16 protein-coding genes, 1 tRNA gene and 1 pseudogene are annotated in these 18,330 nt (G+C 44.1%); 11 read left to right on the top strand and 7 right to left on the bottom strand.

Translation table 11 applies throughout. From position 1 onward, the window contains the following. Nucleotides 1-95 precede the first annotated feature (95 nt). Together SO_RS06015 and SO_RS06010 are read left to right on the top strand one after the other, a co-directional pair. Complete coding sequence (locus SO_RS06015) at nucleotides 96-1,346, top strand: multifunctional CCA addition/repair protein (protein WP_011071509.1); 1,251 nt, start codon at nucleotides 96-98, stop codon at nucleotides 1,344-1,346. Between the two features lie 233 nt (nucleotides 1,347-1,579). Further along, entirely contained in the window at nucleotides 1,580-1,846 is a 267-nt protein-coding gene (locus SO_RS06010; RefSeq protein WP_011071508.1) for an Lpp/OprI family alanine-zipper lipoprotein, read from the top strand. Between the two features lie 382 nt (nucleotides 1,847-2,228). On the opposite strand, the gene SO_RS06005 is transcribed toward SO_RS06010, so the two are convergent. From SO_RS06005 to folB, 4 genes are all read right to left on the bottom strand, one after another. Continuing rightward, nucleotides 2,229-3,056, bottom strand: coding sequence for a class I SAM-dependent methyltransferase (locus SO_RS06005; RefSeq protein WP_011071507.1), 828 nt, complete (start codon nucleotides 3,054-3,056; stop codon nucleotides 2,229-2,231). 84 nt (nucleotides 3,057-3,140) lie between these two features. Further along, nucleotides 3,141-3,941, bottom strand: a complete 801-nt coding sequence (locus SO_RS06000; RefSeq protein WP_011071506.1) for an undecaprenyl-diphosphate phosphatase — start codon at nucleotides 3,939-3,941, stop codon at nucleotides 3,141-3,143. A gap of 18 nt (nucleotides 3,942-3,959) precedes the next feature. After that, nucleotides 3,960-4,463 (bottom strand): 2-amino-4-hydroxy-6-hydroxymethyldihydropteridine diphosphokinase, encoded by a 504-nt coding sequence (gene folK / locus SO_RS05995; protein ID WP_011071505.1) that lies wholly within the window; start codon nucleotides 4,461-4,463, stop codon nucleotides 3,960-3,962. Nucleotides 4,464-4,505: 42 nt separating this feature from the next. Next, nucleotides 4,506-4,856 (bottom strand): dihydroneopterin aldolase, encoded by a 351-nt coding sequence (gene folB, locus SO_RS05990; RefSeq protein WP_011071504.1) that lies wholly within the window; start codon nucleotides 4,854-4,856, stop codon nucleotides 4,506-4,508. A 261-nt stretch (nucleotides 4,857-5,117) separates the two neighbouring features. Between folB and plsY the strand changes: the two genes are divergently transcribed. Then, on the top strand, nucleotides 5,118-5,729 hold the full coding sequence (gene plsY / locus SO_RS05985; protein WP_011071503.1) for a glycerol-3-phosphate 1-O-acyltransferase PlsY: 612 nt from the start codon (nucleotides 5,118-5,120) through the stop codon (nucleotides 5,727-5,729). Nucleotides 5,730-5,807: 78 nt separating this feature from the next. Here plsY and tsaD read toward each other — a convergent pair whose 3' ends face one another. Beyond that, nucleotides 5,808-6,824, bottom strand: coding sequence for a tRNA (adenosine(37)-N6)-threonylcarbamoyltransferase complex transferase subunit TsaD (gene tsaD / locus SO_RS05980; RefSeq protein WP_011071502.1), 1,017 nt, complete (start codon nucleotides 6,822-6,824; stop codon nucleotides 5,808-5,810). A 214-nt stretch (nucleotides 6,825-7,038) separates the two neighbouring features. Here tsaD and rpsU point away from each other — a divergent pair, with 214 nt between their 5' ends. The 8 genes and pseudogenes from rpsU (at nucleotide 7,039) to SO_RS05940 (ending at nucleotide 15,143) form a co-directional block, all read left to right on the top strand. Then, complete coding sequence (gene rpsU, locus SO_RS05975) at nucleotides 7,039-7,254, top strand: 30S ribosomal protein S21 (protein WP_006080725.1); 216 nt, start codon at nucleotides 7,039-7,041, stop codon at nucleotides 7,252-7,254. Between the two features lie 6 nt (nucleotides 7,255-7,260). Beyond that, nucleotides 7,261-7,704, top strand: coding sequence for a GatB/YqeY domain-containing protein (locus tag SO_RS05970; RefSeq protein ID WP_011071501.1), 444 nt, complete (start codon nucleotides 7,261-7,263; stop codon nucleotides 7,702-7,704). An 83-nt stretch (nucleotides 7,705-7,787) separates the two neighbouring features. After that, nucleotides 7,788-9,512 carry a DNA primase gene (gene dnaG / locus SO_RS05965; protein WP_011071500.1) on the top strand — a complete coding sequence of 575 codons (1,725 nt, stop codon included), beginning with the start codon at nucleotides 7,788-7,790 and terminating at the stop codon, nucleotides 9,510-9,512. Between the two features lie 135 nt (nucleotides 9,513-9,647). After that, nucleotides 9,648-11,498 (top strand): RNA polymerase sigma factor RpoD, encoded by a 1,851-nt coding sequence (rpoD, locus tag SO_RS05960; RefSeq protein WP_011071499.1) that lies wholly within the window; start codon nucleotides 9,648-9,650, stop codon nucleotides 11,496-11,498. A gap of 259 nt (nucleotides 11,499-11,757) precedes the next feature. Further along, nucleotides 11,758-11,834 (top strand) — tRNA-Ile (locus tag SO_RS05955). Between the two features lie 273 nt (nucleotides 11,835-12,107). Next, nucleotides 12,108-13,064 carry an IS1595-like element ISSod11 family transposase gene (locus tag SO_RS05950; RefSeq protein WP_011071113.1) on the top strand — a complete coding sequence of 319 codons (957 nt, stop codon included), beginning with the start codon at nucleotides 12,108-12,110 and terminating at the stop codon, nucleotides 13,062-13,064. A gap of 12 nt (nucleotides 13,065-13,076) precedes the next feature. Further along, nucleotides 13,077-13,778, top strand: a complete 702-nt coding sequence (locus SO_RS05945; protein ID WP_164925643.1) for a hypothetical protein — start codon at nucleotides 13,077-13,079, stop codon at nucleotides 13,776-13,778. 166 nt (nucleotides 13,779-13,944) lie between these two features. Next, nucleotides 13,945-15,143: pseudogene (locus SO_RS05940) on the top strand (IS256-like element ISSod4 family transposase). Between the two features lie 571 nt (nucleotides 15,144-15,714). Here SO_RS05940 and SO_RS05935 read toward each other — a convergent pair. Beyond that, complete coding sequence (locus SO_RS05935) at nucleotides 15,715-15,891, bottom strand: hypothetical protein (protein WP_164925642.1); 177 nt, start codon at nucleotides 15,889-15,891, stop codon at nucleotides 15,715-15,717. Between the two features lie 64 nt (nucleotides 15,892-15,955). Further along, on the bottom strand, nucleotides 15,956-18,076 hold the full coding sequence (locus SO_RS05930) for a methyl-accepting chemotaxis protein (protein ID WP_011071497.1): 2,121 nt from the start codon (nucleotides 18,074-18,076) through the stop codon (nucleotides 15,956-15,958). Between the last annotated feature and the right edge of the window lie 254 nt (nucleotides 18,077-18,330).

Below are 18,330 nucleotides of genomic sequence, written 5' to 3'. Positions count from 1 at the left end.
ATGTGACATTCTAATAAATATCTACACTCCAATTCGCCTTGCGATAGCTTCATCGTGTTAAGCTACCTTTATGACACACTAGCTAAAATATTCCTGTGAAAATTTACTTAGTTGGCGGTGCTGTTCGAGACAGCCTGCTTAATCTCCCGATAAAAGATAAAGATTATATGGTTGTCGGTGCCACACCTGAGCAAATGCAGCAACTAGGTTATCGCCAAGTGGGTAAAGACTTCCCAGTCTTTTTACATCCTAAAACCCAGCAAGAATATGCATTGGCGCGAACGGAGCGCAAAGTCGGTTTAGGCTATGGTGGCTTTAGCTGTTATGCCAGTCCTGATGTCACCCTAGAGCAGGATTTGCTTAGACGGGATTTAACCATTAATGCCATTGCCAAGGATGAAGAAGGCAATTTATACGATCCCTATCAAGGTATTGCAGATATAAAAGCACGCCAACTGCGACATGTTTCAGCTGCCTTTTCAGAAGATCCGTTAAGGGTCCTGAGAGTCGCCCGCTTTGCCGCACGTTTTCATAGCTTAGGTTTTGAAATTGCCAATGAAACACTGGCCCTAATGCAGCATATGAGCCAAACCGAGGAGTTAAATGCCATAACACCAGAGCGTGTCTGGCAAGAAGTAGATAAAAGTCTCAGTGGCCCAAATCCAGAAGTCTTTTTCCTAGTGCTGCGTCAATGTGGCGCATTGAAAATTCTCTTTCCCGAGATTGATGCTCTCTTTGGTGTCCCGCAACCCGAAAAATGGCACCCAGAGATAGATATAGGCCTTCATACCCTGATGGTATTGGCTCAAGCAGCGTTACTTACACAGGAAAAAGTCGTGCGCTTTGCAGCCTTAGTTCACGATCTAGGTAAAACATTAAGTCCTAAAGAACACTTACCCAAGCACCATGGACACGGACAAAAAGGACTACCGCTCATAAAAGCATTGTGCGAGCGGCTTCGTGTTCCTAACGAGTATCGCGATCTCGCCCTATTGGTTAGTGATCAACACCAAAACGTGCACCAAGCGTTTGAGTTAAGGGCTGAAACCATTATAAAGATTTTCGATAAAGCCGATTTTTGGCGCAAACCTGAAAGACTTAATCAACTATTGTTGGCTTGTATTGCCGATATGCGCGGTCGCACAGGATTCGAACACCAAGCCTATCCACAGAGTGACTATCTTAATGCGTGTTTTTTAGCCGCAAATAATGTAAATGTAAAAAACATCATAGAGGCAGGATTTCAGGGGGCACAGATAAAACAAGCACTCTATTCGAAGCGAATTGAAATCATTGAGCAAATAAAAGCCAATTGGTCGAGACAACAAACCAAACAGACGCCATAAACTGTAACTTATTTGTAAAAATATGCACAACTTCTCGTAAATCCAGCCCTATTTTTCGATGAAAAATGGGGATATAGCCTAGAAAAAACACTTTTCAAAAAAATTTATCTGTCTATAGTGGTTAAACCCATTAATATTCGTAGCAAATTAAAATAGCTATGTCATAATTAGGCAGTTTCGATTCCCAAGTGACGAAACATTCAAATCCAACCTATTTTAAGGGATTTTTTACAATGAACAAAAAAGTACTGATGATTGCTGGTTTAGCAATGACTGCCCTACTAGGTGGTTGTGCAAACACTACTGCTCTGGAAGAAAGCGTTGCAACTCTGGGCAACAAAGTTGATCAATTGTCAGCTGATGTTAGCTCTCTGAAATCAGAGCAAGGCAAACTGTCTGCAGACGTTAAAGATGCTAAAGCAGCAGCTATGGACGCACAAGCAGAAGCTAAACGCGCTAACGACCGTCTAGACAACGTTGCTTCTCGTTACAAGAAGTAATGATAAGTGATTAACCTGTAATTATCAGGTTGAAATCAAAGGCTTGAGAAAGATGAAAGCGAATAGCACACCTATCTCAAGCCTTTTTTTATGGCAAATATTTAACTACTATTACTGATAGTGCTCTTCCCTCTTTTTTATCAAGTAAAAATTATCAGTTATCTGCTACCCCTTATTAGCGCAGTCAATCTAATACTTACCTATCTTTCTCGCCACCGAGCTTTATCGTCTTAGTTAAACCTCATCGCAGGTAAACTCCCCATCAGTTTTACTATTGATACCAGCCGTAAAATCGACTGTTGTGTTTTCTAGTACTTCTGCTGATTTATCTAAAAGCGTAAATTTTTATCAGACCATTTGCCTAGGGCGAGTTAAAACGTAATTATAACTTTTGCGCTAGGACTAAAGTAAAATCGATTTCTAGCTTATCGAATGCTTGGCTCCGAATAAGGTGTTTTACTTTATCCGATGCGCGCCATGCGTAGGGCGTCATATCGAGTAATACTAACGCTTGTTCACCCGTCACTGACAAACTGAATTGTAATCGCTGCTGTTCTTTCACCGTTAACCCAGAAGGCAGGTTTACTTGGACGGATTTTTCAGCGAGTTCGGGATAAATGAGAGCTTTAATTTGCCACAGATGTCGAGCGCCGGGGATCACCTGCAACATAAATCCCTGCTCTTTAAGAATGCGTACACATTCTTTGCCCTTCAACGGTCTATCTACCACAGTGATAAAATCGAGACAATTATCAGCAAAAGGTAATACCTTGGATGTAGTTAAACAGAGCGCCGCAGGCGTTTGCGCTTTAGCGGCAGCAAAAATGGTATTTTCCGCGTCTGCAACACCAGTGTACTGGACATTTATTCCATTGGTCAGTTTAGACAGCGTCGAAGATAACGCGCGTAAATAGAAGCCTTCCGCACACTCGTAATCCAACAGGCAATCATTCGGCTGTAAATGTGCTGCGATCATCTCGCCTATTTTGTCGATCAAGGGCGTAAAAACTCCCGACTCAAGCAAGAAGTGTTTAGCTCTTACCTGTTGACGACTATCCCCAGTTGGTTTTTGACGAGCGGGCTTTGTGAATACCCAATACCCTGCTGCATTCTTATCAAAATGGTGCTTGTTAGCACAATAAAAACCTTGGGATGCCTGATGTTGCATCAGCGCCAAACCACAGGTCGGGCATTGAAATAGAAGGCTCATAAACAACTCCGGAAACAAAAACTCATGCCTAAAAACACAAAAATCGGGCGCTAGACCCGATTTTTTGGCAAAAGAGCCTGTGCATTATAAGAAGATAAATCCACACAACACAGCACCAAGGGCCAGACGATAAATCACGAAAGGCGTCATACCCATGCGGCTAATAATTTTCAAGAAATAATGAATACATAGATAAGCCGCAGCAAAGGAAATCACTGTTCCGAGGGTCAGCGCTTGATAATCAATGGGAAGCGGGCTCTCAGCCAAATCTTTACCCACTAAAATTGCCGCACCTAAACTCACAGGCACAGACATCAAAAAGGAAAAACGCGCCGCCGCATCACGACTAAGGCCTAACATGAGTGCAGCAGTCATCGTCGCGCCTGAGCGTGAAGTACCTGGAATTAACGCCAACGCCTGAGCAAAACCAATTAATAACGCCTTACGCCAACCTGTTTGATAAATGGTTAAATCGTGACGTGACATTTTATCCGCCCACCAAAGCAACAAACCAAACACCACCGTGGTCACGGCTATCACACCGGTATTACGCAGATGGGTTGCAATAAAGTCTTTCGCCATAAAGCCAAAAAAGACCGCAGGTAAAGTAGCAAGAATGATCCACCACGCTAGCTTACTATCATCGGAATGCTGACCTTTCACTATGCTGGCAATCCACGCCTTAAACATAGCCCAGAGCTCATGTCTAAAATAAATCACCACGGCGAATAACGAACCCGTATTCACAGCTACGTCGAAGGATAACCCTTGATCTTCCCAACCTAAAAGCTGCGCAGGTAAGATAAGGTGAGCCGAGCTGGAAATAGGAAGAAATTCTGTTAACCCTTGAATTAGCGCTAAAATAATTACCTGAAACGTATCCATGACAATCCTATCAATCAATTAAAAAGTCAGCCCATAAGGCCATTCAAAGGTCACAGGCCAAAGCTTTTGTGACGTTTTATCATATTCATCCCACATTGCGACATAGGTTTTCTGCTGCAATGGGTGAATCAAATCCGGCGCAATTTCAGATAAAGGCCACAACACAAAAGCATTACTGACGATTTCGGCTCGGGGCAGTATCACTGGGGTTTGACAAACAACATCATCGTAAAGCAGTAGATCAATATCTAGCGTTCTTGGACTGAACTTTTTAGCCCCCATCAGCCGGCCGTGATTTTGCTCGATTTGCTTAAACTGCGCAACTACCTCGGCAATATTCAGCTCGGTTTGGGCACAGACCACCATATTTAAAAAATTGGTACCGTTAAATCCCACCGATTCACTCTCATACATAGAGGAAAGTTGCAGGGGACCGAAGTATGTGCGTAAAGATTGTAAACCCGCCTTGAGGTAGTGAGTGGGTTCTATATTACTGCCTAAACTAATGTATATACGTGCCATGCAAATGTCCGAACCGTCTTTCGACTAAATCTAAAGCCTCAATTAACGTGAGCGCTCAATCTCAACCCCAACAGATGAGGCCGAAGGTACAGCACCGGGCTTCATCACCACCACTTTTACCCAGCTCACCTTAAACTCACTCAATAAACACTCTGCAACCCGTTCTGCAACTGTCTCAATTAACTCAATAGGCTTTTCAGTGACAAGCTTCGTCAAGCGATTGGACACCGTCTCATAGCAAAGAGCATATTGATAGTCATCGGTCGCGGCAGCAGGCCGATTATCCCAAGCCATATCAAGATCTAAAAACAGGCTTTGGTGGATGTTCTTTTCCCATTCGTAGACGCCAATCACAGTATCAATACGTAATTGTCGAATAAGCACTTTATCCATACTAATTCCTACTCACTCATGCCAATGAGGTCTGATAAGCTAAACACAATAGAGTCTGTATAATCCGCCGCTCTATAGAACAACTAATTTACTTTCTACTCGGACCAATCCGAAGTAGGATAACGCCCAAATGGATTTATTCGTTCAGAAACTGTCGCAATCTGATAAGTTGCGTTATCGCCACAGCTTATGACTGAATGCTTGCCAAGAGGCTGTTAAATTGTGGCGCGATAATACCTTAAGACGTGTAAGGAAACCAATGTGAGTCAATTATCACTGACACTTTTGATGATTGTGGCCGCTTATTTAGCCGGTTCTGTCTCAAGTGCTGTGCTAGTGTGTAGGATGAGAGGCCTGCCCGATCCAAGATCTCAAGGCTCTGGCAACCCAGGGGCAACAAATGTGCTGCGCATTGGCGGCGCAAGCTCGGCTGCCATGGTGTTGTTTTTCGATATGCTCAAAGGCGCCCTGCCAACTTATCTTGCCTATTTGATGGGTATCGACGCCATCTCTTTAGGCTTGATTGCAATAGCCGCTTGTCTTGGCCATATTTATCCCGTCTTTTTTGGTTTTAAAGGTGGCAAAGGCGTTGCAACTGCATTTGGCGCAATGGCGCCTATTGGAGATGACTTAGCAATTTGTTTAATGGCATCTTGGGTTGTATTAGTCTTGATTAGTCGCTACTCCTCACTTGCAGCCATTATTACCGCACTGCTTGCACCACTTTATACTTGGTGGCTAGACGATAGATTTACCATTCCAGTCGCGATGCTCTCGACACTAATTATCATTCGCCATAAAGATAATATTAAGCGACTTCTCAAAGGGGAAGAATCTAAGGTGTCTCGTAAAAGGCGCCCAAAAATCCCCTAGACCACGATTAATCTTTACAGGATATAAATAAAAACAGCGCTTAATGCGCTGTTTTTATTCGGGTTAACTTGTCACGAATCAAGCCAAGGGCGGTAAGGTATCAAGCGGCCATCTTGGTTGACCTTTTACTGCTAAGTCTTCCTGCTGCCCTGCTTTTAAGCGTTGCAATCCGGCAAAGGCAATCATGGCGCCATTGTCAGTACAAAACTCGCCGCGAGGATAATAAACCCGGCCACCAATGGAGGTCATCATCTCAGCCAAGGTTTCCCGTAAGCGGGTATTAGCACTCACCCCCCCAGCAATCACTAAACGGTTATAGCCCGTTTGTTTTAACGCGCGGCGACATTTTATCGCTAAAGTATCAACTACCGCTTCTTCAAAAGCTCTGGCGATATTGGCACGGGTTTGTTCATCATCAGGTTCAGCCGCAATGGTATTAGCGGTGAAAGTTTTAAGGCCTGAGAAGCTGAAATCAAGCCCTGGTCTGTCGGTCATTGGGCGCGGAAATTGATAACCTGCAGGTTCACCTTTTGCCGCAAGTTTGGCTAAACGTGGTCCACCTGGATAATCAAGCCCCATTAACTTGGCCGTTTTATCAAAGGCTTCACCGGCAGCATCATCAACTGATTCACCTAAGACTGCATAAAGGCCAATGCCATCAACCTTGACCAACATGGAATGACCGCCTGACACTAACAGTGCAACAAAAGGAAACTCTGGTGCATCCTCTTCCAGCATAGGCGCAAGCAAATGCCCTTCCATATGGTGCACGCCGATGGCAGGTTTGTTCCATGCAAAGGCAAGCGAGCGACCAACACAAGCGCCCACTAATAAAGCCCCAATTAATCCTGGGCCTTTGGTGTAAGCGATACCATCGATGTCAGCAATATCAGTATTGGCGTTTTTCAACGCTTGGCGGATCAAGGGGACAATTTTGCGCACATGGTCGCGGGAGGCGAGTTCAGGCACCACACCACCATAATCTGCATGTAACTTAACCTGACTATATAAAGCATGGGAAAGTAACCCCAGCTTATCGTCATAAACGGCAATACCTGTCTCGTCACAGGATGTCTCAATACCTAGAACCCGCATGGTGCCTCAAATCAAAATCTTCAAAGGGCAATAATTCTACCTGTATGATAGCAATTACTCCAGCCGACAATCGCCCTATTCCACCACCTAAACCCATCGCAAATGATTAGGGCTTTACAAGCCTAGCTGTCTCGGTATAAAATTCCGCACCATTTTAAATACACTTGGTTCGAGCAATTGAACCACACAACCTACACCTAAGGGGTGATGGCGTATGCCAATTATTAAAGTACGTGAAAACGAACCATTCGACGTAGCTCTGCGTCGTTTCAAGCGCTCTTGTGAAAAAGCTGGTATTTTAGCCGACGTGCGTGCTCGTGAATTCTACGAGAAGCCAACTACTGCACGTAAGCGCGCAAAAGCAGCTGCAGTTAAACGTTTAGCTAAAAAGCTTTCTCGCGAAAACGCACGTCGCGTACGTTTATACTAATCTCTTATGAGCCTAATTGATCAGCTAAAAGACCATATGAAACAGGCCATGATCGCCAAAGAGAAGGCGAGATTGAGCACTATTCGTATGGCACTTGCAGCCATCAAACAGATTGAAGTGGATACTCGCGAAAGTTTGAATGATGAGCAGGTTATAGCTGTCTTAACCAAAATGGTGAAACAACGCCGCGATTCAATTGCTCAATATGAAGCAGCGGGTCGTAGCGAATTGGCAGCAGCAGAAGCAGAAGAGATTCAAGTAATTGAAACTTTCCTGCCTACTCCCCTCTCAGAGGCGGAGATCGCTGCGTTCATCGATGCCGCTATTGTTGAAATAGGTGCATCCTCCATGGCGGATATGGGCAAAGTAATGGGAGCATTGAAACCTAAAGTTCAAGGACGTGCAGACATGGGCGCTATTGGCGCTATGATCCGTGCAAAATTGCAATAATTAGCGTTTCAATGTATGAACAAGCCGTGCCTATGCGCGGCTTGTTTGTTTAAATTCGCGCAAGGCGAGATTTTAAGCACTCAATGGCAATACCTCGTGATTTTATCAATGAGCTAATCGCTCGCACTGACATCGTCGAACTAATCGATCGAAAGGTGCCCTTGAAAAAGGCGGGTAAAAACTACTCGGCCTGTTGTCCTTTTCATAGCGAAAAATCACCTTCGTTTACCGTTAGCCGCGATAAACAGTTTTATCATTGTTTTGGCTGCGGTGCCCACGGCAATGCCATCGATTTTGTGATGGAGTACGACAGACTCGATTTTGTCGATGCGATTGAAGATCTTGCCGGACAATTGGGTTTAGAAGTACCCAGAGAACAAGGCACAGGTAAGCGCCAAGATGATGGCCTAAGCCGTGATCTATACCAATTAATGGAAGAAGCCAGCCGCTTTTTTCAAACCCAGTTAAGACAACACCAAGACAAACAAAAAGTCATCGACTACCTCGCCTATCGCGGTTTATCCGATGATATTGTTGAACATTTTGGTATTGGTTTTGCCCCAGACGGTTGGGATGGCCTATTAAGCCGCTACCGTCAAAATCAAGATGCACAGGATAAACTCCTGACCGCAGGCATGCTTATCAGTAATGACAGCGGCAAAAGATACGATAGATTTCGTGACCGACTGATGTTTCCGATCCGTGACCGCCGTGGTCGTGTGATTGGATTTGGTGGCCGAGTCTTGGGAGATGGCACCCCCAAGTACTTGAATTCGCCAGAAACGCCCATATTTCATAAGGGTAATGAACTTTATGGCTTATACGAGCTAAAGCAGCGGCACCGTGATCCAGACAAAGTACTGATTGTCGAAGGCTATATGGACGTGGTCGCCCTCGCCCAATACGGCGTCGATTATGCGGTTGCGTCGCTCGGCACCTCAACAACGGCTGAACAATTTCAATTGTTGCTACGTAGTGCTAAAGAAGTCATCTGCTGTTACGACGGTGACAGAGCCGGCAATGAAGCCGCTTGGCGCGCCTTAGAAACTGCCTTACCCCTATTAAAACCTGGGGACAAAGTACGTTTTATGTTTTTACCGCAATCAGAAGATCCTGATTCAATGGTTCGTAAGATTGGTAAAGACCCATTCGAGCAATTGATGGAAAGCGCCATCACCTTGCCCGAATTTTTGTTTGACACATTAGCGACTAAATTCGGTACCGATAAAGGTAACTTAGCCAAACAAGCCTTTGGCTTAATTGAAAAAATACAAGATACTGTGCTGCAAAACCTCCTACTTGAGAACTTAGCTCACAAGTTAGGTATGAACAGCTCAGATGATATGAAGAAAAAACTGGGTTTTACAGTCAAACAACCTAAACCCACAGCATCAACGGGACTCAAAGGACGCGGCACACCATTGCGACTTGCCATCGCCTTGTTAGTACAGCATCCCGAGCTGGGTGTGGGATTATCTCCACAACCAGCATTGAACCATCTGCAAATGCCAGGCATCGACTTGCTGCCATTGCTGTTGGCGTTAACTCGAGAGCATAGGTTAAACAGCGCACAACTACTTGAGCAATTCAGAGACAGCCCCCACAGCGGGACGCTGCATAAATTAGCCCAATGGGACCATCAAGTGGCGGAAGAAAACCAGCTCGAAAAGTTTAAACAAACCCTGGTTTGGTTGAACAATCAATATATTGAACAACGTTATCAGGAATTGAGTCTAAAGCAGACCCATACTAAGGAAGAGAAGATCCAGCTGCAGAAGCTGATCTCAGTCATGAAAGGACTAAACTGAGGCAAAAATGTCCTCATTCTGTATCCCAGTGACTAGCACAGGTAAGTGCACATGGCTATAATTGACGATTTGCGCGGCACTTAGCATGAGCTAACTGTCCGTCGTTGTAACAGTTTCCCAACTTGGATGATATCTATGGATCATACTCCGCAGTCGCAACTCAAGCTGTTGCTTGCCAAAGGTAAAGAGCAAGGTTACTTAACCTATGCAGAAGTGAACGACCACTTACCTGCAGACATGGTCGATTCTGACCAGATCGAAGATATTATCCAGATGATAAATGACATGGGTATTCGGGTATTCGAAGAGGCTCCCGACGCCGATGACATGATGATGTCGGAAGACAACACAGACGAAGATGCAGCAGAAGAAGCCGCAGCAGCCCTTGCCACGGTAGAAAGTGAGCTTGGCCGCACCACAGACCCTGTGCGTATGTACATGCGCGAAATGGGTACCGTTGAACTGCTGACTCGCGAAGGCGAAATTGTTATCGCCAAGCGCATCGAAGAAGGCATTAACACAGTTCAAAGCTCTGTCGCCGAGTACCCACAAGCGATCGCCATGATCCTTGAGCAGTACGACCAGTACGAAGCCGACGAACTGCGCCTGTCTGATATTATCTCTGGATTTGTTAACCCTGACGAAGAAGACCTCGGTCCAACCGCAACCCACATCGGTTCTGAATTATCAGAAGAAGATCTTGAAGATGAAGATGACGAGGAAGACGATGAAGACGAAGACGGTGATGGCGACGGTGATGATGATGGCAATAAAGGCCCCGATCCTGAAGAGGCTCGTGAGCGTTTTAGCCAACTAAGAACTGCCTACGAAAGCGCGCTTAAAATTATTGACGCCAAAGGCCGTGAACATCCTGAGTCGATTCAAGCACTGTTTGAAATCGGCGAGATTTTCAAAGAGTTCCGCTTAGTACCTAAGCAGTTCGATCGCTTAGTGAAAAGCATGCGTTCTATGATGGACCGTGTTCGCGTACAAGAGCGTCTACTAATGAAGCTTTGTGTCGAACAGGCCAAAATGCCGAAGAAAAATTTTGTTAAGTTCTTCACAGGTAATGAGACCAACCTCGATTGGTTCGAGGCCGAAAAAACCTCAAACAAACCTTATGCCGAAGGCTTAAGAATGGTTGAGGAAGACGTACAACGTTGCCGTAGCAAGCTGGCCGCCATCGAAGAAGAAACCGGTTTAGTCATTGCCGCGATTAAAGATATTAACCGCCGTATGTCAATCGGTGAAGCCAAGGCTCGCCGTGCGAAGAAAGAAATGGTTGAGGCAAACTTACGTTTGGTTATTTCTATCGCCAAGAAATACACCAACCGTGGCCTGCAATTCTTGGACTTGATCCAAGAAGGTAATATCGGTCTGATGAAGGCCGTTGATAAATTTGAATATCGCCGTGGTTATAAGTTCTCGACCTATGCAACTTGGTGGATCCGTCAGGCAATCACCCGCTCAATCGCGGACCAAGCCCGTACGATCCGTATTCCAGTACATATGATCGAAACGATCAACAAGCTGAACCGTATCTCTCGCCAAATGCTACAGGAAATGGGCCGTGAACCCTCACCTGAAGAACTGGCAGAGCGTATGATGATGCCGGAAGATAAGATCCGTAAGGTACTGAAAATCGCTAAAGAACCTATCTCCATGGAAACCCCAATCGGTGACGATGAAGATTCGCATTTAGGCGATTTTATCGAGGATACTACCCTCGAATTACCACTGGACAGCGCCACCAGCGAAAGCCTGAAGAGCGCCACCCATGAGGTATTAGCAGGCCTAACAGCCCGTGAAGCAAAAGTGCTGCGCATGCGTTTTGGTATCGATATGAATACCGACCACACACTTGAAGAAGTGGGTAAGCAATTTGACGTGACCCGTGAACGTATTCGTCAAATTGAAGCAAAAGCACTACGTAAACTGCGCCACCCTTCACGCTCAGAAATCTTAAAGTCCTTCTTAGACGAATAGATAGACGAATAGATAAGAGTGAAACATTCAGCTTAAGCCCCGCACTGCGGGGCTTTTTATTAGCCCTCATTCAGAATCATAGGGTTAAATTAGCCCACACCATGAACGGCACTGCAAATCACCTTTACTAAAACAACAGTTGATTAACAGATAACCACTTGAATCAATTCGGTGAATTTCATCTAAAAACACGGGTGACAAGCGCAACCAAGCTTAGTATACTCCCACTCGCTTTAGGTGATGACGATTGCCTTTAGTCGGCCCCTTAGCTCAGTTGGTTAGAGCACACGACTCATAATCGTTAGGTCCACGGTTCAAGTCCGTGAGGGGCCACCAATTCCGATAAGGCGTAGCAGGTTAATCACCGCTACGCCTTTTTCATATCTAGGCATTACAGTTGCTGTAATGAGTGACGTTGTGTTTAAACTCGCATTAGAAAATATCAATACGTAAGATCTTCATCTTCAAGTAACAACTGACTTATAAAAAATATCCTATAGAAGGAAATACAAATGAAAAAAATACCCTTAATAGTGCTATCTCTTGTGCATTGATCATGTCTGGTTGTAAGGGCTATCCATTTAGCGCCACCAGTGTCAATATGTAGTAATGAAAACTTCATCGTATTTATTAAAAGCTGGCGTCGATTACCCTACAAATTGGGACGAATTTGTTGATTGGTTTCATGATGAACAATCTTGCACTAGCTACCTTTACGCACTTCGTTGGCCAAACGGATTCATTTGCCCAAGCTGTTCGAGCCATCAATCACCTTATCAGTTAAGTAATGGCAAGTTAAAATGTCATGCTTGCCGTTTTCAGTGTTCAGTAACATCAAGTACACTTTTTGACAAAACAAGAACCCCCATGAAAAGTTGGTTTGCAGCTGTCTGGTTTATTACAAATCAAAAGAATGGGGTCAGCGCTCTTGGAGTCCAAAGGCTATTAGGTCTTGGGAGTTATCAAACTGCTTGGTCTTTAATGCACAAGTTAAGATATGCCATGGTTGACCCTGAAAGAGATAAACTGTCCGGCATCGTAGAGGTTGACGAAACATTAATAGGTGGGGTCATTCCAAAATCATCTATTAAAAATCAACAGGGTAAGCGTAAAGCTATAGTTTTGGTGGCTGTTGAGCTGCTATCACCCTCTGGATTTGGGCGGATACGTTTAAGGCAAGTAGAAAGTGCAACTAAAGAACATATCCATCAATTCATTCAAGATGTAATAGAGCCTGGTAGCACAATTTGTAGTGATGGTTCTCAAGCATACAAGCAAATAGACAAAAAAGGATATAAGCATAATCGGATGGTGCATTTAGGTTCATCTGTACCTGCACATGAAACAATGGCTGGGGTGCATCGAGTCTCATCATTATGTAAAAGATGGCTTTTAGGTACGTATCAAGGTGCGGTAAAGGCTAAGCAACTTGATTATTATTTAGATGAATTTACATTTCGCTTCAACAGAAGAAAGTCAGATTCTCGGGGATTATTATTCTACAGGTTGCTTGAGCAAGCAGTGCGTTCTAAGCCGATAACGTACCAATCAATTAAAAATCGATAACCACAATATATAGTGGTTGGTCGTGCTAAGTGGATAGCCCTTATGGACATACTGGACTATTACAATCTAAAGGAATGGTGGAACACAGCACTAACGCCAGCTCAACGTGATCAAATATCACGTGACTATCAGCCTATGGGTTATCCTTCTGGAGAGCGTTATCTCTATGAAAAGCTGGTAGGCAAATCGTATTGTGAAACGGATAAATGCTGCTTACTGGACGTCTTAGCGTGTGTGGCAAAAGATGATGCTAAAGGCATCATTAGGGACAAAACCGAGCAAGCGTTAAAAGAGGCTCTTAGCCAGCCAAGGAAGAACTACAAAGATATTCATTTGGCGCTAACAGGCTTAATTAAACATCACTACCGTCTTCGGGAGAATCCAGCCCACTACGACAAAGCAAAAGAACTTTGTTTACTGCAAATATCCATAGCCAAACAAGCCGCCAACGCATTTAGCCAACCTCCCAAGCCCAAAGGCATCAGCCTGAAAAAACTTGAGGCCATGCTAGGCCATAAACTGGTAGGTTATGACATTCCGCAAATAATGCCCTCTCATGTAGGCTTTAAGCAATTATCGATCATTCTTGAAAAAGAAGGTGATCTTACAGGCGCATTAAAGCTTGCTAAACAAGCAGTTGAGCAAGGTTGGTCAGATGACTATCAAAAGCGGATTGAAAAACTAAATAATAAATTAGCCAAGCAAAAAACTTAAAACACCACATTTAGAGTTTCCCCACCCACGTCTAATGACGGAACTCCCTTTAAGATGTCTAAAAACTCCATACTTCATAAAAAACAGTCGCCCCTAACGTGTCCCAAAAGGTAGTGTTCATAATTCTGTGTCATTTCAGTAAAATATTCAAAAACAGGAATGACACATGACCCAACCTTTTAACTTCGAACAAGCCCTTAAAGATCTGCAATCAGGTAAAAGCCTCACAGGTAAAGACAGCATTCTTGGCCCACTGATCAAGCAACTCACTGAAGCGGCTCTCCAGGCTGAGCTTGAGCAGCATTTAGCGCATGATCCTCAGCCTAATCGTAAAAATGGCAAAACCCCTAAGACCATTAAGCATCCGTCCGGTAACTTTGAGTTAGACGCGCCTAGAGACCGCAATGGCACCTTTGAGCCTCAGTTGATTAAGAAAAATCAAACTACACTAACCGATGAAATCGAACGTAAAGTGTTATCGATGTTCAGTATAGGTATGAGCTATCGCGATATTAATCAACATGTTGAAGATATGTATGGGCTCAATGTGTCTAAGTGTCTAACGCAACAGTCAGTGCTATCACTGACAAACTCATCCCCGAACTTAAAGCGTGGCAGCAGCGCCCATTAGATAGCCATTATCCTATCGTGTGGCTTGATGCGATACATTATAAAGTCAAAGAGGATGGGCGCTACGTCAGTAAAGCCGTTTACACATTGTTAGCGCTTAATATGAAAGGAAAAAAGGAAATTTTAGGGCTTCACTTATCCGAAAATGAAGGCGCTAATTACTGGCTATCCGTACTGACCGATCTGAATAATCGTGGTGTAAAAGATATTCTTATCGCCTGTGTTGACGGCTTGACCGGTTTCCCTGAGGCCATAGCCAGTATCTTCCCTCATACGGAAACACAGCTATGCGTTATCCATCAGATCCGCAACTCAATGAAGTATGTCGCCTCAAAAAATCAGAAAGCGTTTATGGCTGATTTAAAGCCTGTGTATCGAGCCGTGAGTAAAGAAGCCGTGGACGAACTGGAGGCCAAATGGGGTGATGCTTATCCGTTGGTAATCAACTCTTGGCGTCGCAAATGGCATAATTTGTCCCATTATTTTAAGTACCCAGAACATATCAGGAAAGTGATTTACACGACCAATGCGGTTGAGGCTGTACATCGCCAATTTAGAAAGCTCACCAAAACCAAAGGTGCATTTCCTAATGAAAATAGCTTGTTGAAGCTACTTTACGCAGGCATATTAAACGCCTCAGATAAATGGACCATGCCAATCCACAATTGGAGCCTTTGTTTATCACAGTTAGCGATTTATTTTGAAGGACGTTTAGATAGCGTGCTAGAAATTTAAAAATTAGCCTGACACAGAATTTTGAACGCCCTCGTCCAAAAACTCAATTTAGTACAGTTAGTGACTTCCAAATATTAGCGAATAAGCCTATCGGCTTGCTTCTCAAAGCAGCCTTTGCCTGCTCCTGCATTTAAGATGTCGGAAAACATCAATTCCCATAAAAAAATGCTCCTCTAACGTGTCATAAAACCCCACATACTGAAAAATCAGAAAATTAAAAAAATTGCCTCAACCTAACAAAACCTTACATGGAGACTTAGCCCAAAGGAGATTCAGACTCAATTTTTACCTCCCTAGTGACCCCGATAAAATCTTGATAGCTCACATTTTTTCTAATTTTCTCAAATTTCCCAAATTGTTAATTTTATTAATTTTTCTAATATTCTATTTTTCCAACACCCCACCCAACAAAAAGCCCCCAACAAAGGAGGCTTTCAATTTTCCTAACTAACTGGTGGATCGCCAGCCATTCTTTGGGCGTGTTCCCAACGGTAGCCAGCCGAGTAATCACCACCAATATGTTTTTCTAACACTTTACGAACTCTTACTTTAGGCGCTGCAATAGCCTTACCTATAGTATTAATAATATCGGTTTTAGGGTAATACCCTCGGCTATGGTGTCAGTAATTGCGGCAATGATCTCAATGTTATCCTGACGAGATTGCTCAACATCGGCCTCCAGCAATATTTGCTTAGCGTCTGACTCGCCCCTAACCTCAACCGTAGCCATTAAGTCTTTGTAACTCATACCTTGCTGGCTGCGATAAAGTTCGAAAACCTATCTTACCTTAAGCAGGAAGCTGTCCTTATGGTTAGGTTTTTAACTTACCTAATTGCTGATGTTGTTGTTTCACCAGTTCAGCGAGGACTACGCTGCTTTGTTGCGCTTCGCCAGCAAGGCGAGCCAACTCAGAAGCTGAGTCAGAAATCCCCGTGATATTACGGTTAACCTCTTCAGTTACTGCACTTTGTTCTTCAGCTGCAGCAGCAATATGGGTCACTTGCGCCGAAATCTCTTCTATTTGGCTGACCATAGAATTCAGCGAGGTTAGAGCTTGCTCAGTTTGCGAAACCGCCATTTGCGCACGCTCTGCACCTTTATCAATAATCGCAGATGCACTCTGAACCTCTTTTTGAAGCGCATCAATCAGTACACTGATATCATCGGTTGAGCTCTGGGTTTTAGAGGCAAGTGCCCTGACTTCATCTGCGACCACCGCAAAACCTCGTCCTTGCTCGCCAGCACGTGCGGCTTCAATGGCTGCGTTTAAGGCAAGTAAGTTAGTTTGTGCGGCAATAGAGCTAATCACTTCGAGGATTCGACTAATATTAGTGCTACTTTCAGCCACTTTACTCACGGCGACTTTAGCTTGCATAGACTCCTGCGACATGGTGGTCACATAATCCATCGCTTTCGTTAGGCTCTCTTCACTAAGGTGCACATTGCGAGACATAGCTTCAGTTTCCGCTGCGGTTTGTTCTGAAGCTTTTGCGACCTCAAGTGCTGTAGCACTCATTTCATTAACCGCAGTCACCACACTCTCAATTTCGCCATATTGGCGATGCACGCTATCGCGAGTTAACTCTGCAATTTTGGCAGAGGACAAACTCTCTTCCTGTGTTTGACCTGCAAGCGCTTTGAGTTCAGAGATTAAATCTTTAAGTTTATGGATGAAGGAGTTAAATCCTTTACCTAGTGCGATGAGTTCTGCGTGTGAATCGACTTCAATCGATTGGGTCAAATCGCCATCGGCACTGGCTAAATTCTCAACGCGTCCTTGGATAAGTCTGAGCGGTGCTATCACGCTGCGGATCACAATACTGATGGTGACAACTGCCAGAATAGAAACCGCTAAACCAACAATGACCAATATGCTACCAAGTGATGTCGCCATGTCATCCATTTTTTCATTAAGTAAAATGGAGCTCTTCAGGGCCATCGACTTAGGCACTTGAATCGCTAACGACCACTCAGCATTAGCGAGGGGAATGTCGATTGGATAGGCCACGATAATCTCATCATCATTTGCCATGTAACCGCCATTCTTATGCAATGCAATCATTTGTACCGCAAGTTTTGGGTCAATAGACTCAGCCAAAGGGCGTGCTTTTTTACTGTAATGACTTGCGGCAACCACCAGACCACGGGTGCTGAGTAAGGTCACTTTAGCTTGGCCGTCGTATAGGCTTTTAGAAAGTTTATCAATTAACACTTGGAATACGGGTAAGTTAACATCCACCCCAACCACGCCTATAAACTGTTTATGCTTAACAGCAGAAACCGTTAACGACGTCATTAGCGCAGTATTACCAGGGGTGATTTCGTAGAGGTACGGCTCCATTAAACAAGGCTTTAAGGTTTCCTTGGCACAGAGGTACCATTCAGATTCGCGGATGCCAAACTCATTAAGGGATGTTTTATATTTTTCTGATGAATCTTCAACTTGATGGTGTTCAACCGTACCATCATCGTTGCGAGTGTAATATATCTCCAATACGCCCGATGAAGCGACGCTGTGACTCACATTCACGTTTAAAAATTCGCTGTCGAGCCCATCGTAACCATTAGCTTCAAACTGAGCATACATGGAAGATATTTGGGTGTTTTTCTTTAACACCGCCGCAATTGCTAGCTCTAAACGATCACGCTTGAGTGGCAACTCTTCAGCAGTGCTTTCGACAATGCCAGCAAAAGAGTATGGAATTCGATAGGCTTCGTTGATAAACCCCGCCACCATTTCACCGTATTCCCCTGCACGAGCTTCTAGCTTATCGTGGGTCTCAATTTGCAAAGTTTCCTGCACCTGATGAGAGAGTTCAACATTTTGCTCAGAGAGGGTCCACCAAAGGCTGATGGAGAGAATGGCAACAATCGATAAAAATAAGGCGGAAGTGATCCACAACAACTTAGTACTGATGGACAAATGCTTCATCGAGTAAACTCCAAATAGAAGGTCAAAAGCCTAATTATTTTGATCTAGTTCATTTTATTTTTACTTACTAATTTAAAACGTAGCACTCTCTATCAGGATTACCAGCCTTTAAGATAGTGAATTGTTGCACACAAGTAAAACTTTTGAGGGAGCTATTTCAACAAATTGAGTGTGATGACGCTCCCATTAACGAAACCAAATACTTATAGCCAAACAATCTGAAGAGACAGTATTTAGGTGAATTAGGTATACAT

It is taken from the genome of Shewanella oneidensis MR-1, assembly GCF_000146165.2.
Taxonomy (GTDB): domain Bacteria; phylum Pseudomonadota; class Gammaproteobacteria; order Enterobacterales; family Shewanellaceae; genus Shewanella; species Shewanella oneidensis.
Note: the sequence above shows the minus strand (reverse complement) of the source record. Positions and strands in the feature narration are given on the sequence as shown.

Coding starts and splice junctions, on each gene's coding strand:
- SO_RS06010 (WP_011071508.1), top strand. CDS start 1,580: ATGAACAAAAAAGTACTGATGATTGCTGGTTTAGCAATGACTGCCCTA.
- SO_RS06005 (WP_011071507.1), bottom strand. CDS start 3,056: ATGAGCCTTCTATTTCAATGCCCGACCTGTGGTTTGGCGCTGATGCAA.
- SO_RS06000 (WP_011071506.1), bottom strand. CDS start 3,941: ATGGATACGTTTCAGGTAATTATTTTAGCGCTAATTCAAGGGTTAACA.
- folK (WP_011071505.1), bottom strand. CDS start 4,463: ATGGCACGTATATACATTAGTTTAGGCAGTAATATAGAACCCACTCAC.
- folB (WP_011071504.1), bottom strand. CDS start 4,856: ATGGATAAAGTGCTTATTCGACAATTACGTATTGATACTGTGATTGGC.
- tsaD (WP_011071502.1), bottom strand. CDS start 6,824: ATGCGGGTTCTAGGTATTGAGACATCCTGTGACGAGACAGGTATTGCC.
- rpsU (WP_006080725.1), top strand. CDS start 7,039: ATGCCAATTATTAAAGTACGTGAAAACGAACCATTCGACGTAGCTCTG.
- SO_RS05970 (WP_011071501.1), top strand. CDS start 7,261: ATGAGCCTAATTGATCAGCTAAAAGACCATATGAAACAGGCCATGATC.
- dnaG (WP_011071500.1), top strand. CDS start 7,788: ATGGCAATACCTCGTGATTTTATCAATGAGCTAATCGCTCGCACTGAC.
- rpoD (WP_011071499.1), top strand. CDS start 9,648: ATGGATCATACTCCGCAGTCGCAACTCAAGCTGTTGCTTGCCAAAGGT.
- SO_RS05950 (WP_011071113.1), top strand. CDS start 12,108: ATGAAAACTTCATCGTATTTATTAAAAGCTGGCGTCGATTACCCTACA.
- SO_RS05935 (WP_164925642.1), bottom strand. CDS start 15,891: ATGAGTTACAAAGACTTAATGGCTACGGTTGAGGTTAGGGGCGAGTCA.
- SO_RS05930 (WP_011071497.1), bottom strand. CDS start 18,076: ATGAAGCATTTGTCCATCAGTACTAAGTTGTTGTGGATCACTTCCGCC.